The sequence below is a fragment of the Janthinobacterium sp. BCJ23 genome (assembly GCF_059617945.1).
In genome coordinates, this window is sequence record NZ_JCAQAW010000002.1 from 826941 (window position 1) to 840654 (window position 13714).

The window sequence follows — 13714 nt, forward strand, 5'->3', positions numbered from 1 at the left end:
CTCCTCGAAAAGTTACACGGACGCGGGATCCAGTTTTTCCACGTCGATGCCGTATTTGGCGATGGCTACACCAATCTTGCTGCGCGGCAGCTGGCCCCCATCGGCCAGCGCCGTCAGCGCGGCCAGCACGATGAAATGGCGGTCCACTTCAAAGAAGGTGCGCAGCGATTCGCGCGTATCGGAGCGGCCGAAGCCATCCGTGCCCAGGGTGATGAAGCGCCGGTTGTGCACAAATGGGCGCACCTGGTCGCCGACGATTTTCATGTAGTCGGTGGCCACCACCACGGGGCCTTGCCGGCCAGCCAGGCATTGCTCGATATACGGCACGCGCGGTTCGCTGTCCGGATGCAGCATGTTCCAGCGCTGAACGGCCAGGCCGTCGCGCCGCACTTCCGTCAAGCTGGTGGCGCTCCACACGTCGGCCGCCACGCCGAAATCCTGCCGCAGCAGCACGCTGGCGGCCAGCACCTCGCGCAGGATGGAACCGCTGCCCATCAGCTGCACGCGCGGCGTGGTTGCCGTGAGGGCTTCCGGGCTTTCCTGCAGCAGATACAGGCCCTGCAAGATGCCCGCCTCTGCTCCTGCCGGCATGGCCGGGTGCGGATAGTTTTCGTTGAGCAAGGTGATGTAATAGAAAATATCCTCTTGCTCGGCAAACATGCGGCGCATGCCGTCGTGGATGATCACCGCCAGCTCATACGCGAACGTGGGGTCGTACGAGATGCAGTTGGGAATCACGGACGACAGCACGTGGCTGTGGCCATCGTCGTGCTGCAGGCCTTCCCCCATCAGTGTCGTGCGTCCCGACGTGGCGCCCAGCAAAAAGCCGCGCGTGCGGGCATCGGCCGCCGCCCAGGCCAAGTCACCCACGCGCTGCAAGCCGAACATCGAATAAAAGATGTAGAACGGGATGGTAGCCAGGCCATGGTTGCTGTACGACGTGCCGGCGGCGATCCAGGAAGAAATAGCGCCCGATTCGTTGATCCCTTCCTGCAAGATCTGCCCATCCTTGGCTTCCTTGTAATAGCTGAGCTGCCCCGCATCCTGCGGCGTGTACAGCTGGCCCAGGTAGGAATGGATGCCGATCTGGCGGAACAGGCCTTCCATGCCAAACGTGCGCGATTCGTCGGGCACGATGGGCACGATGATCTTGCTCAAGGCAGGATCTTTCAGCAAGGTGCCGAGGATGCGCACGAAGGCCATGGTGGTGGACGCACCCCGCTCGCCACTATCCTTGAGCTGGGTGGCGAACGCGGACAGCGGCGGTATGGGCAAAGGCGCCACCTTGCTGATGCGGGCGGGAATGTAGCCGCCCAGCTGCGTCCGGCGCGCGGCGAAGTAACGGCCTTCCTCGCTGTCCGGCGCCGGTTTCAGATACGGCATCTCTTCCAGCTGGGCATCGCTGACGGGCAGCGCGAAGCGGTCGCGAAACGCGCGCACGGCGTCGGCGCTCATCTTTTTCAGCTGATGGTTGATGTTCTGCCCTTCGCCCGCCTCGCCCATGCCGAAGCCCTTGACGGTCTTGGCCAGGATCACGGTGGGACGGCCCGGCGTGCGCATGGCCTCGACATACGCGGCGTGCACTTTTTCCGGGTCGTGGCCGCCGCGCGTCAGCTTCCAGATGTCATCGTCCGACATGTGCGCCACCAGCGCCAGCAGTTCCGGATACTTGCCAAAGAAATGCTCGCGCACGTAGGCGCCATTCTGCGACTTGAAGGTCTGGTAATCGCCGTCCACGCATTCCATCATGCGCTGGCGCAACAAGCCGCTCGTATCGCGCGCCAGCAAGGCATCCCAGCCGCTGCCCCAGATGACCTTGATCACATGCCAGCCCGCCGCGCGGAACGTGCCCTCCAGTTCCTGGATGACCTTGCTGTTGCCGCGCACGGGACCGTCAAGGCGCTGCAGGTTGCAGTTGACGACAAAGATCAGGTTATCGAGGCGCTCGCGTCCGCCCAGGGAAATGGCAGCCAGGGATTCGGGCTGGTCCATCTCGCCATCGCCGAGGAAGGCCCATACCTTGCGGCCCTGGTGTTCCTTCAAGCCACGGTACTCGAGGTAGCGCATGAAACGGGCCTGGTAGGCGGCCGTCAGCGGGCCCAGCCCCATGGAGACGGTGGGAAATTGCCAGAAGTCGGGCATCAGCCGGGGATGCGGGTACGAGGACAGGCCCTCGCGCCCCGCTTCGCGGCGGTAATTGTCCAGCTGCGCTTCCGTGATACGCCCTTCCAGATAGGCGCGGCCATAGATGCCGGGCGCGGAATGACCCTGGATGTAGACCAGGTCGCCGGCGAACTGGTCCGTGCGGCCACGGAAGAAGTGGTCGAAACCCACGTCGTACAGCACGGCCGCCGACTGGTAGGTGGCGATGTGGCCGCCCACGTTCGAATGCTTGGCCGCGCGCAAGACCATCACCATCGCATTCCAGCGGATATACGCGTTCAGGCGGCGCTCGATGGCCAGGTCGCCCGGATATGCACCCTGGCGCTCGGTGGCGATGCTGTTGGTATACGCGGTGGTGACGCGGCCATGCATGCCGCCGTGCTGCGCGGAATCGGAATCGACGAGTTGGTCAAGCAAATAATGGGCGCGCGGGCGTCCTTCCACCGCGACGACGGCTTGCATCGCCTCCAGCCATTCTTTGGTTTCCTGCGGGTCGATATCGGGCACGGCAAGGGATGTGGTCATGGCGGTCTCCTGGGTTGGGAATTCAATACGCGAATAATTGCTTATGCAATCATTGCATTTGCAATCGTTACGGCGGCCATTGTATAGCGCTATAATTGCATTTGCAACTGTGATCGATCTGGAGGAATACCGATGTCTGAAACTGCGCCTGAAATTGGCACGGCCCCTGCGCCCGACCTGTGGTTCGCGTTCGTGCGCACGCACCGTTTGATGATCCGCGAGATCGAGCGCCGCCTCGCCGCCGCCGGCCTGCCCGTGTATGCGTGGTATGACGTGCTGTGGGGACTCGAAAGCGGACAGGACGGTTCGCGCCGCATGCATGAACTGGCCGACGCTCTGGCCATCGAGCGCTACAACCTGACGCGCCTGGTGGACAAGCTGGAAACGGACCGACTGGTGACGCGCACACGCTCGATGGAAGACGGGCGCGCCGCCTTCGTTTCCATCACGGAAGACGGGAAAATCCTGCGCAAGAAGATGTGGGCCGTCTACCAGGCTACGGTGGCCGACCTGTTCCTGACGCAATTTGACGGCGGCGAGCAGCAGGACTTCAGCGCCGCCCTCGCGCGCGCCGCCGAGGCGGCACGCGGCGCCACTCAGAGCAAGGCGTAACGCCGCAGCGCGTACTCGACGAACTGCACCGGCAGCGCGCCGTCGTCGGCCAGGGCTTTCAAGGCCGTGACGGCCAGCCATGGCGCGCTGACCTCCATCATGGCGTCAGCGCCGACGGCGATGAAACGCCCGCGCACGTAGCCGCCGATCTGGCCCGCGATGTGCTGTCCATAGCCGGTGACGGCGATGACGGGCGCGGCACTGTCATCGAGGCAGCGCCGCACATGGGCCAACCTTGGGACGGCGCGCGGATGACGCAGGTTCCACTGCTCCGCCGCCTGCGCATCGCGCGCCAGGCGCGTGTAGCTGGGGCAACTCCACACTTGCGCGGCGATATCCCAGTCGTCCTTCAGCAAGCGGGCCGCATCGGCAACGACGGCCAGCATCGTTCCCGCTCCACACAGACGCACCCGGCATGGCGCCGGATCCGGCGGCGACACGCGGTACATGCCAAGGCTGGCCGCTGCCGCATCGGCGTCCGACAAGGGCGTGGCCACCGCACCTTCGTCCGCATTTTCATCCGCACCTTCGTCCGCCTCTTCGTCATGTATGGCCAGGTAGTAATAGCCTGCCTGCTGTTCCAGGTACAGCGTTTCCAGTGCCGAGCGCAGGATGGCGCGCACTTCCTCGCCCGTCGCCGGGTCGAACGGCGTGCAATTGTGCTGCGCGGACAGCCAGGCGGGCAGCGTGGGCTGCACGCCTTTCGGCCAGCGAGAAGATTGCGTTTCCGCATCGCTGCAAACGATGCCACGCTCGCGCGCATCGACCAGCACGCCATTCAATGCCTGGAGCGAGGTGGGGCGGCACAGATACAGCAGCGGTTTGTCGGCGCCATAGCGCAGCGGCCAGGCACTGGCGGACACCGTCACATTCCAGGCATCGTCAGGCCGCTGCGTCACTTCCGCGCGCACGACGCGGATGGCATTCGCCGCACCCGGACCCGTCTGCAAGCTGCCCACCATGGCACCCAGCGCCCGGCGCGGCGACACCTGCCGCAATGGCAACGCCGGCGGTGCCGCCAGCGCGGCCAGGCAGGCATGGGCGGCGTGGCGCGCGGCGTCCAATGGCTGTGGAGGAAATAAAGGGGACGAATGCATGCAGGCTCCTGTCGCAACAATGCTTGCGCAAGGCAGACATTGCCTATACGATTGCAAATGCAACGATTGTAGTTGCAATCCTTTGCGCGTACAAGTGACGCGAGCCAAGCGAAATCTGTCTTCGAGGTGAAAAATGACGCTGAACAATCCTGAAACCGTGCGCATGGCCTATGCCGTGAAACTGACGAATGCGCAAGTCGAGGCGGCCAAGCGCCTGTATGCCGCGCATTTCGGCGGCACGGACAACCCGCAGGCGATGGCCGCCATCATCGCGGCCCTGGCGCGCAACTACAGTTCGGCCGTGGCGGCGAATGTGCTGTAGCGCAGCACGTGCGGCGCCGGCAAAACCGCGACGCAAGCGGGCCTAGCTCGTTCCAAAAATGATGAGTTTTCGATGTGATCTTTGTTCACGTGTCACCAGCACGCGGGCTTGCTCCACGGTCACGCAAGTCTGCGGCGCAAACCCCGCTGGCACTGTTTCCGCATCGCGCGCGATGAGTTGGGGATCATTGATCACGTCATAATCGCCGCGCTTGAAAAGCAATTGCTCGATACCGGCGTCCCCTTCGGACATCGGTGTGACGGCGATCAGCGACCAAAGGCCTTCATCACCCAGAAATTTCTTTTGCTTCAGGAATGCGTTAACGCGGTCTGCATGCGGCGCCGAATCGCTCAGCTCGCTCTGATAAATTCCCATCGGGCACAGCATCGTGCCGGCCGGCCACCCCATATCGGGCAGTGCTGCGACCGTGACCGGACGCAATTGGGCCAAATGGCGGTCAAACGGGGGCTTCTCCGCCGAACAGGCACCGAGCGCCATCAGCGCCAGCGTGCCGGCGGCGCGAAACAAAGGCATCATCAACTTGTCTCCTTGCATGTTTATGTTTAAACAAGCTTATCTTAAACGATAAGGTCATCGAAGCAGGCAAAAAAAAGCCCGCTATGGAAGCGGGCTGAATCTAATTCCTGTGAGGAAGTAGAGGAGACAGGTGCATCATGCCGCATCGCAGCATATCTATCCAATTGCATGTTGTGATGATAGAAATATGATTCATCAATATCTGCGGCAGGCACGGTATCTCAAGCACTGGCCCGCGCGATCAGCTCGTAGGCCAGCGGCGCCAAGGCCGGTGGCGCGGCGCCCTCGTCCACTTCGCCCAGGCGCTGCAGGATGGCTTGCGCGGCCAGGCGGCCGATGTCATAGCGGGGCACGCGTATCGTCGTCAGCGCCGGCATGAGTTTTTCCGAGAACGGGAAATCGCCGAAGCCCGCCACCGCGCATTGCTCGGGAATACGGATGCCGAGGCGCGCCGCTTCATAGATGGCGCCGGCAGCCATGTTGTCGTTGGCAAAAAACAGGGCGTCGGGCCGCTCGGCGCGCGCCATTTGCTCGCTGAACACTTGCCCGCCCGCATCGAGCGGCGCCGTCACCGACGCTTGCACGATTTCCGCACGCAAACCCAACTGCCGCATGGTTTCCTCATACCCCTGGGCCCGCTTGCGCGCGCGGAAATCGCTGCCGATGCCGCTGTCGACGTAGACGATGCGCCGGTAGCCTTGCCCGTGCAAATACAAGGTCATGTCGCGCCCCGTGGCGATATGCGAAAAACCGATCTGCGGATACGGCCGCTCGGGGTGGATATCCCACGTTTCGATGACGGGAATCTGCAAGCCCGCCAGCAAGGTTTCCGTGGCCGCGCTATGGTCGGCGCCCGTCAGCACCAGCGCGCGCGGCGACCAGCCGAGAAAGGCGCGCACGACCTTCTCTTCCGTCTCGATCGAGTAATCGTGGGTGGCCAGCAGCAACTGGTAATTGTGCTGCGACAAGGTGGTCGACAAGCCCTGGATGGTTTCCGCAAAGATGGAGTTCGACACGCTGGGCACGATGGCGCCCACGATGCGGCCCTGGGTCGAGGCCAGGCCGCCGGCCGCCTCGTTGCGGATGTAGCCGAGCTGGTCGATGGCGCTCTTGATACGGTCGCGCGTTTCCTGCGACACGCGGTCCGGTTCCTTGAAATAGCGCGACACGGAAATAGCCGAGGTCTGTGCCAATTTGGCCACATCGAACACGGTGCTGCGGCCGAGGCCGCGCCGCTTGCGTACTGGGTCGTTCATGGGTACTGCCTTCTCAAAAATCGGTAATCACCACGCATCATGCCATGGCCGGGCGCACGGTGGACGCCAGCGTAACGCCGGCGCTTTACGGCTCTTCGGCTGGGCCGCATAAATTCTATTCTGGAAATTGGCGTCAATGAAATCATGCCGATAGTGTAAGGGCTGCGCGCCTGCACCCTGCATTAAATCTGTTGACAGCCCCGTGCGATTCAAATTATATTTCGCTGTACTTGCAATGTTAGCGCTAACAAAGGCGGCAAGCAAGACCCGAGACAGCAGCACTGGAACGCCATCCGCAGCGCGCCAGGCAACCGAAAAGGACACACATTGAGCTCCGCTACTTCCCGCCGCACGCTGGAATCCCTGCGCAGCCAGCGCTGGCTGGCCCCAGACGACATGCGCTCGTTCGCCCACCGCCAGCGCCTGCAGCAGATGGGCTTGCGCCGCGAGGAATTCCTCGACCGCCCCGTCATCGCCATCATCAATACCTGGAGCGACCTGTCGCCGTGCCACTCGCACCTGCGCGAACGGGCCGAAGCCGTCAAGCGCGGCATCCTGCTGGCCGGCGGCTTCCCCGTCGAGCTGCCTGCACTGTCCTTGGGCGAAGTGATGGTCAAGCCCACCACCATGATCTACCGCAACTTCCTCGCCATGGAAACGGAAGAACTGCTGCGCTCGCTGCCGATCGACGGCGCCGTGCTGCTCGGCGGCTGCGACAAGACGACGCCCGGCATGCTGATGGGCGCCATCAGCATGGATATCCCCGCCATCTTCTGCCCTGCCGGCCCCATGCTCAACGACCGCTACCGCGGCCAGAGCGTGGGCGCGGGCACGCACACCAAGAAATTCTGGGATAACTACGTGGCCGGCGACATCGCCAAGCCCGAGTGGATCAAGCTGGAAGCGAAGATGACGCGCTCGCCCGGCACCTGCAACACCATGGGCACGGCCTCCACCATGACGTCCATCGTCGAGGCGATGGGCTTTACCTTGCCGGGCGCCACCAGCATTCCCGCCATGGACGCCAATCACGTGCGCATGGCTTCGCAATGCGGCGAGCGCATCGTCGGCATGGTGTGGGAAGACTTGAAGCCGTCGCGCTTCTTCACCCGCGCCGCGCTGTCGAACGGCGTGGCCGCCTACATGGCGCTCGGTGGCTCGACCAATGCGGCCATCCACCTGGTCGCCATCGCCGGGCGCGCCGGCTTGGCCCTGTCGCTCGATGAAATGGATGCGATGGCGCAAAAAGTGCCGGTCATCGCCAACCTGTTCCCGTCCGGCGACAAGCTGATGGAAGATTTCTTCTATGCGGGCGGCATGCCGGCCCTGCTCAAGGAAATCGCGCCGCAGCTGGATTTGACGGCCTTGACGGTCACGGGCCGCAGCCTGGGCGAGAACATCGCCGACGCCGTCTGCCTCGACGACAGCGTGATCCGCAAGGTGTCGCAGCCGGTGGCCGACGGCGCGGCGCTGGCCGTGCTGCGCGGCAACCTGTGTCCTGGCGGCGCCGTCATCAAGCCGTCGGCAGCGAATCCGAAATTTGCCAAGCATCGCGGACGCGCCCTCGTGTTCGACTCGAACGCGGAGATGCTGGCGCAGATCCACGCGCCCGACCTCGACATCGATGAAAACACGGTGCTGATCCTGCGCAATGGCGGCCCCATCGGCGCGCCCGGCATGCCGGAATGGGGCAATCTGCCCGTGCCGAAAAAGCTGCTGCAACAGGGTATCCGCGACATGGTGCGCATCTCCGACGCGCGCATGAGCGGCACCCACTACGGCACCTGCGTATTGCACGTGACACCGGAAGCGGCCGTCGGCGGCCCGCTGGCCCTGGTGCGCAACGGCGACATGATCGAACTGGACATCGCCGCGCGCAGCCTGAACATGGACGTGACGGACGAGGAACTGGCGCGCCGCCGCGCCGAATGGCAGGCGCCGGCGCAAAAATATGCGCGCGGCTACACCAAGCTGTACATGGAGCACGTGACGCAGGCCGACCAGGGCTGCGACCTGGACTTTTTGCTGGGCAACGCCGCCACACCCGAGCCGCCGATCTTCTGACGCCGCCGTCTTCCCTACCTATATAGAGAGCACAACTATGGATATCCTGGACAACCCATTCCGCGCCCTGCTGGCGGACAAAGCAGTACCACTGGGCAGCTGGCTGATGGCCGGCACGTCCGTGACGGCCGAAGCCATGGGCTGCGCCGGCTTCGACTGGCTGGTGCTGGACATGGAACACGTGCCCATCGACTACCAGGACGCCTACCAGATCCTGCAAGCCGTGGGCGGCACGCCGGCCTGCCCCGTCGTGCGCCTGGCCTGGAACGACCTCGTGCAAATCAAGCGCGCGCTCGACATCGGCGCGCAAACCCTGATGTTCCCGTTCGTGGAAAACGCCGCTGAAGCGCGCAGCGCCGTGGCCGCCACCCGCTATCCCCAGCCGGGCCAGGCTATTCCCGGCACGCGTGGCTTTGCCGCCATGCACCGCGCCAGCCGCTATGGCACCGTGCCCGACTACGCCGCCCGCGCCAACGGCGCCGTCTTCTCGATTATCCAGCTGGAAACGCCGGCCGCCCTGGCGCAACTGGAAGAGATCGCCGCCGTCGATGGCGTCGACGCCCTGTTCGTGGGACCCGGCGACCTGTCGGCAGCCATGGGCCATATCGGCAATATCGGCCACCCGGAAGTGCAGGCGGCGATTGCCGACGCGGCCCGCCGCGCCCGCGCCATTGGCAAACCCATCGGCATTGTCGGCCCCTCGCCGGAAATGGTGCACACTTTCATTAGTTACGGCTATGACTACGTGGCCATCGCCTCGGACATGGGCATGATGATGCGCCAGGCCAATGCCTTTATCACGGCCCTGAAACCGTCGCTGGCGAAAGCCCTCGACACGGGCGCCTACTAATCTATTTCTGTTGCAACGCACGTAGCGCGCTCAGACGCGTCATTCGCATCTTTTGGAGACAAACATGTCAGGTGTAAAACTGGAAAAGGTCGTCAAGAAGTACGACAACGGCGTCGAAGTCATTCATGGCATCGACCTGGAAATCAAGCAAGGCGAATTCGTCGTCTTCGTGGGCCCTTCGGGTTGTGGAAAATCCACCCTGATGCGCATGGTCGCGGGGCTCGAGACCATCACGGGCGGCACCATCTCCATCGAGGGACAGGTCGTCAACGACTTGCCGCCGCGCGAGCGCGACATCGCCATGGTGTTCCAGGACTATGCGCTGTATCCGCACAAGTCCGTGTTCGACAACCTGGGCTTTGGCTTGAAGCTGCGCAAGTTTCCGAAGGCGGAAATCGAACAGCGCGTGCGCGCCGCAGCCACCATCCTGAAAATCGACCACTTGCTCGACCGCAAGCCGCGCGCCCTGTCCGGCGGCCAGCGCCAGCGCGTGGCCATGGGCCGCGCCATCGTGCGCCAGGCCAAGCTGTTCCTGTTCGATGAACCGCTGTCGAACCTGGACGCCCTGCTGCGCTCGGAAATGCGCACGGAAATCAAGAAGCTGCACCAGCGCATCGGTGCCACCACCATTTACGTCACGCATGATCAGGTCGAAGCGATGACCCTGGCCGAACGCATCGTCGTACTGTCCGGCGGCAACATCATGCAGGTCGGCACGCCGGACCAGATCTACAACGAACCCGTGTCGAAATTTGTCGCGGGCTTCACGGGCTCGCCGCCGATGAACTTCCTCGGCGCCAAGGTGGCACGCAATAGCGCCGGCCAGACCGAGATCGTGCTGGGTTCAGCCCGCCTGGCCCTGCCGGCCGAACGTCAGGCTGCCTGCGGCAAGCTCGATGGCCGCGCCGTGGAATTCGGCATCCGCCCGGAAGACATCACCCTGGAAGCGGCCGGCAGCGCCAGCGCCGCCCTGGCCGCGACAGTCGTGGTGGTCGAACCGCTGGGCGCGGAAACCCTCGTCATCTTCCAGTGCGAAGGCGGCGAATTGACGGCACGCCTGCCGCCCACGTTTGCGCTGGCGCCAGGGCAGCAAGTCACGGTACAGCTGGACATGGAGAAATTCCATCTGTTCGATCCGCAGGGCGGCGCGGTACTGCCATCCCGATAAGCCGCGCACAAGCGGCATACCCATTCCAAAAAACAGGAGACAAGCATCATGCGTATCAAATCCCTCGTCCTGGCGCTCGGCGCCACCTTCGTCCTCGCCACCAGCGTTCATGCGCAAACCGTCAAGGTCTTTGTCGGCGGCCAGGAGCGCCCCGAAGTCATGCGCGAACTGTTCGCCAAGTTCATGGCCGCCAATCCCGGCGTCAAGATCGACCTGGAAACGGGCGGCGCCACCTCGGAATTGCAGCAGAAATACCTGAACACCGTGCTGTCGGCCGGCGACACCACCCTGGACGTGTTCCTGATCGACATCATCCGCCCGGCCCAGTACGCGTCGGCCGGCTGGATCGAAAGCCTGGATAAATACCTGGGCGCCGACCGCGACAAGATCATGGGCCAGTACCTGCCCGCCTACAAGCAAGCGAATATGGTCGACAACAAGGTCGTGGCCCTGCCCGCCTTTGCCGACGCCATGTTCCTCTACTACCGCAAGGATTTGCTGGCCAAATACAAGCTGGCGGCGCCGAAAACCTGGGATGAGCTGGCCACCGTGGCGCGCACCATCCAGGCCGGCGAAAAGAATCCGGAATTGCAAGGCATCAGCTTCCAGGGCAAGGCCATCGAAGGCGCCGTCTGCACCTTCCTGTTGCCGTACTGGAGCCAGGGTGGCGAACTGGTCACCAACGGCAAGCTGACCCTGGACAAGCCCAAGGCGGAAGCGGGCCTGGCCATGTGGCGCAAGCTGGTCGACCAGGGCGTGGCGAAAAAGAACATCGCCGAAGTGGCCACCGACGATACGCGCAAGGAATTCCAGGCCGGTAACGTCTTGTTCGCCGTCAACTGGGGTTATGCCTGGAATCACTTCCAGGATGGCGCCGACAGCAGTGTGAAAGATAAAGTCGGCGTCGTCAGCCTGCCGGCCATGGCGGGTGGCAAACCTGCCTCGTGCATCGGCGGCTGGCAGTGGGCCGTGTCCTCGTTCTCGAAGAACAAGGAAGCGTCGGCCAAGCTGGTGCGCTGGCTGTCGAGCCCGGAAGTGTCGAAGCAGCTGGCCATCAAGGCCTCGAACCTGCCCGTCTACCCGTCCGTCTACCAGGACAAGGAAGTACTGGCCGTCAATGGCTGGTTCGCCGATGCGCTGCCGGTCGTGCAAAGCGCCCGTTCGCGCCCCGTCACGCCGCGCTACAGCGAAGTGTCCGAAGCCGTGCGCGTCAACACAAATGCCGTGATGGCGGGCGTGAAAACGCCGGCGGCCGGCGTGGCCGAGATCGAAAACCGGGTCAAGCGCATCTTGCGCTAACCGGCATGCGCCCGTGCCGCCACGACGGCGGCCCGGGCGGCACACGTATACGCACACCGCAACAGACGAGGAAATCATGAGGCAACGCACCCTGAAAAGCCGCATCACGGACCCCAGCGAAACGACGCTGGCCTGGGTCCTGCTGACGCCGGCGATTCTGTTTTTACTGCTGATCGTGGCCTACCCGGTCAGCAAACTAATCTACAACAGCTTTTTCGACATCCGCCTGTCCGGCGGCAGCCTGCCCAGTTTCGTGGGCCTGGACAACTACAAGATGGCGCTAGAAGACAGCCTGTTCTGGAAGTCGCTGAAAAACACCGTCATCATCACCGTCGTCACCGTGCCGGGCGCGCTGGTGGCGGGCCTGGGCCTGGCCATGCTGGCCAACATGCCGTTCAAATACCGCTGGCCCGTGCGCCTGGCGCTGCTGCTGCCGTGGGCCTTGCCGCTGGCCTTCGTCGGCCTGATCTTCGCCTGGTTCTTCCACAGCGAATACGGCCTGGTGAACGACATCATCCGCCGCATCGACCTGCTGATCCCCGGCCTGGGCTGGGAACCGCAAATCTGGTTCAATTCGCCCGCGCTGACGATGGCCGCCATCTGCATCACGACCATCTGGAAAACCTCGTCGTTCATGGCCCTGATTTTACTGGCCGGCCTGCAAACCATTCCCGCCTCGCTGTATGAAGCGGCCGAGGTGGACGGCGCCAGCAAGTGGAAGCAATTTACGGAAGTGACCCTGCCGCTGCTGGTGCCATCGATGCTGGTGGCGCTGATCTTCCGCACCTTGACGGCCATCCAGTCCTTCGATATTCCGTACAACATGCCTGGCCCTGGCGATGAAACCAAGACCCTGGCCATGTACATCCAGTCCAATACGGTGGACTACCTTGACGTGGGCTACGGCTCGACCCTGGCGGTCTTTATGTTCCTGCTGTCGATGGCCACCACGTTCGTGTATCTGAAATATGTAAGAGGAGACAAAGAATGAGCGGCCTGTTTTCATCGAAGCGCCTGCGCTGGTTCGCCGCCGCGATCGTCATCCTCAACGGCGTCTTCCCCGCCCTGTGGATTTTGTTCACCTCGCTGAAAACCGAGAGCGAACTGACGCAAAAGCCGATCACCTACTGGCCGCACGAACCGACCATCGGCAATTTCATCTCGGCCTTCCAGGACCAGCCGCTGCTGACGTTCCTGACCAACAGCCTGATCGTGGCCGGCCTGTCGACCCTGCTCAGCCTGTTCATCAGCGCGCTGGCCGCCTATGCGATCGCCCGTCTGCGCCTGCGTTTCCGTGGCCTGATCCTCACGGCCATCATCGGCGTGTCGATGTTCCCGCTGGTGACCCTGATGGTGCCGCTGTTCGAAATCATGCGCAGCCTGGGCTTGCTCAATTCCTACTGGGCGCTGGTGCTGCCGTACACGGTGCTGAACCTGCCGATTTGCACGCTGATGATGGTGAGCTTTTTCCAGGATATCCCGCGCGACATCGAGAACGCGGCCATGCTTGACGGCTGCACCCGCCTGAGCGCCCTGTGGCGCATCGTGCTGCCGCTGGCCGCGCCTGGCGTGGCGACGGCCGCCATCCTCGCCTTCGTCAATTCCTGGGACGAGTTCCTGCTGGCGCTGTCGATGAATTCGGCCGTGGCTTACCGCACCCTGCCCGTCGGCATCCAGCTGTACCAGGGCGAATTCGCCTTCCCGTGGCCGATCATTTCGGCGGCGCTGGTCGTGGCCATCGTGCCCATCGTCGTGCTGATCGTGATCTTCCAGGAAAAGGTCGTCAGCGGCCTGACCTCGGGCGGCTTGAAGGGCTGAGGC

At 63.4% G+C, this 13714-nt stretch carries 12 protein-coding genes; 8 read left to right on the plus strand and 4 right to left on the minus strand.

Translation table 11 applies throughout. The features are described from left to right. Positions 1 to 12 precede the first annotated feature (12 nt). Positions 13 to 2688 (minus strand): pyruvate dehydrogenase (acetyl-transferring), homodimeric type, encoded by a 2676-nt coding sequence (gene aceE / locus AC54AG_RS09760; RefSeq protein ID WP_496630181.1) that lies wholly within the window; start codon positions 2686 to 2688, stop codon positions 13 to 15. A gap of 132 nt (positions 2689 to 2820) precedes the next feature. Here aceE and AC54AG_RS09765 point away from each other — a divergent pair, with 132 nt between their 5' ends. Then, entirely contained in the window at positions 2821 to 3300 is a 480-nt protein-coding gene (locus AC54AG_RS09765; RefSeq protein ID WP_331776277.1) for a MarR family winged helix-turn-helix transcriptional regulator, read from the plus strand. On the opposite strand, the gene AC54AG_RS09770 is transcribed toward AC54AG_RS09765, so the two are convergent. Continuing rightward, positions 3285 to 4397 carry a transketolase-like TK C-terminal-containing protein gene (locus AC54AG_RS09770; protein WP_496630182.1) on the minus strand — a complete coding sequence of 371 codons (1113 nt, stop codon included), beginning with the start codon at positions 4395 to 4397 and terminating at the stop codon, positions 3285 to 3287. The genes AC54AG_RS09765 and AC54AG_RS09770 overlap by 16 nt on opposite strands. A 133-nt stretch (positions 4398 to 4530) precedes the next feature. Between AC54AG_RS09770 and AC54AG_RS09775 the strand changes: the two genes are divergently transcribed. After that, complete coding sequence (locus AC54AG_RS09775) at positions 4531 to 4719, plus strand: hypothetical protein (RefSeq protein WP_046684175.1); 189 nt, start codon at positions 4531 to 4533, stop codon at positions 4717 to 4719. Between the two features lie 42 nt (positions 4720 to 4761). On the opposite strand, the gene AC54AG_RS09780 is transcribed toward AC54AG_RS09775, so the two are convergent. Together AC54AG_RS09780 and AC54AG_RS09785 are read right to left on the minus strand one after the other, a co-directional pair. Beyond that, a complete protein-coding gene (locus tag AC54AG_RS09780) occupies positions 4762 to 5256 on the minus strand; it encodes a hypothetical protein (RefSeq protein WP_331776275.1) in 495 nt (164 codons plus the stop codon). A 221-nt stretch (positions 5257 to 5477) separates the two neighbouring features. After that, the gene (locus AC54AG_RS09785) at positions 5478 to 6512 is read right to left on the minus strand and encodes a LacI family DNA-binding transcriptional regulator (protein WP_331776274.1); all 1035 of its coding nucleotides are present in this window, start codon (positions 6510 to 6512) and stop codon (positions 5478 to 5480) included. Positions 6513 to 6908: 396 nt separating this feature from the next. Here AC54AG_RS09785 and araD point away from each other — a divergent pair, with 396 nt between their 5' ends. The 6 genes from araD to AC54AG_RS09815 all read left to right on the plus strand — a co-directional run bounded on the left by araD (position 6909) and on the right by AC54AG_RS09815 (position 13711). Next, the gene (gene araD, locus AC54AG_RS09790; protein ID WP_442907225.1) at positions 6909 to 8576 is read left to right on the plus strand and encodes an L-arabinonate dehydratase; all 1668 of its coding nucleotides are present in this window, start codon (positions 6909 to 6911) and stop codon (positions 8574 to 8576) included. 37 nt (positions 8577 to 8613) lie between these two features. Then, the gene (locus AC54AG_RS09795) at positions 8614 to 9426 is read left to right on the plus strand and encodes an HpcH/HpaI aldolase family protein (protein ID WP_496630183.1); all 813 of its coding nucleotides are present in this window, start codon (positions 8614 to 8616) and stop codon (positions 9424 to 9426) included. A 64-nt stretch (positions 9427 to 9490) separates the two neighbouring features. Further along, a complete protein-coding gene (locus AC54AG_RS09800; RefSeq protein WP_331776271.1) occupies positions 9491 to 10594 on the plus strand; it encodes an ABC transporter ATP-binding protein in 1104 nt (367 codons plus the stop codon). A gap of 48 nt (positions 10595 to 10642) precedes the next feature. Further along, positions 10643 to 11893 (plus strand): ABC transporter substrate-binding protein, encoded by a 1251-nt coding sequence (locus tag AC54AG_RS09805; RefSeq protein WP_338679085.1) that lies wholly within the window; start codon positions 10643 to 10645, stop codon positions 11891 to 11893. 76 nt (positions 11894 to 11969) lie between these two features. Further along, positions 11970 to 12884, plus strand: a complete 915-nt coding sequence (locus AC54AG_RS09810; RefSeq protein ID WP_034755235.1) for a carbohydrate ABC transporter permease — start codon at positions 11970 to 11972, stop codon at positions 12882 to 12884. Then, positions 12881 to 13711, plus strand: coding sequence for a carbohydrate ABC transporter permease (locus AC54AG_RS09815; protein ID WP_034755232.1), 831 nt, complete (start codon positions 12881 to 12883; stop codon positions 13709 to 13711). Before AC54AG_RS09810 ends, AC54AG_RS09815 begins: the two co-directional genes overlap by 4 nt. Positions 13712 to 13714 lie beyond the last annotated feature (3 nt).

Excerpts from the sequence above, each read along its gene's own strand:
- AC54AG_RS09765 (WP_331776277.1), top strand. The coding sequence starts at position 2,821 with ATGTCTGAAACTGCGCCTGAAATTGGCACGGCCCCTGCGCCCGACCTG.
- AC54AG_RS09815 (WP_034755232.1), top strand. The coding sequence starts at position 12,881 with ATGAGCGGCCTGTTTTCATCGAAGCGCCTGCGCTGGTTCGCCGCCGCG.
- AC54AG_RS09795 (WP_496630183.1), top strand. The coding sequence starts at position 8,614 with ATGGATATCCTGGACAACCCATTCCGCGCCCTGCTGGCGGACAAAGCA.
- AC54AG_RS09780 (WP_331776275.1), bottom strand. The coding sequence starts at position 5,256 with ATGATGCCTTTGTTTCGCGCCGCCGGCACGCTGGCGCTGATGGCGCTC.
- AC54AG_RS09785 (WP_331776274.1), bottom strand. The coding sequence starts at position 6,512 with ATGAACGACCCAGTACGCAAGCGGCGCGGCCTCGGCCGCAGCACCGTG.
- AC54AG_RS09800 (WP_331776271.1), top strand. The coding sequence starts at position 9,491 with ATGTCAGGTGTAAAACTGGAAAAGGTCGTCAAGAAGTACGACAACGGC.
- aceE (WP_496630181.1), bottom strand. The coding sequence starts at position 2,688 with ATGACCACATCCCTTGCCGTGCCCGATATCGACCCGCAGGAAACCAAA.
- araD (WP_442907225.1), top strand. The coding sequence starts at position 6,909 with ATGCGCTCGTTCGCCCACCGCCAGCGCCTGCAGCAGATGGGCTTGCGC.
- AC54AG_RS09810 (WP_034755235.1), top strand. The coding sequence starts at position 11,970 with ATGAGGCAACGCACCCTGAAAAGCCGCATCACGGACCCCAGCGAAACG.
- AC54AG_RS09805 (WP_338679085.1), top strand. The coding sequence starts at position 10,643 with ATGCGTATCAAATCCCTCGTCCTGGCGCTCGGCGCCACCTTCGTCCTC.
- AC54AG_RS09770 (WP_496630182.1), bottom strand. The coding sequence starts at position 4,397 with ATGCATTCGTCCCCTTTATTTCCTCCACAGCCATTGGACGCCGCGCGC.
- AC54AG_RS09775 (WP_046684175.1), top strand. The coding sequence starts at position 4,531 with ATGACGCTGAACAATCCTGAAACCGTGCGCATGGCCTATGCCGTGAAA.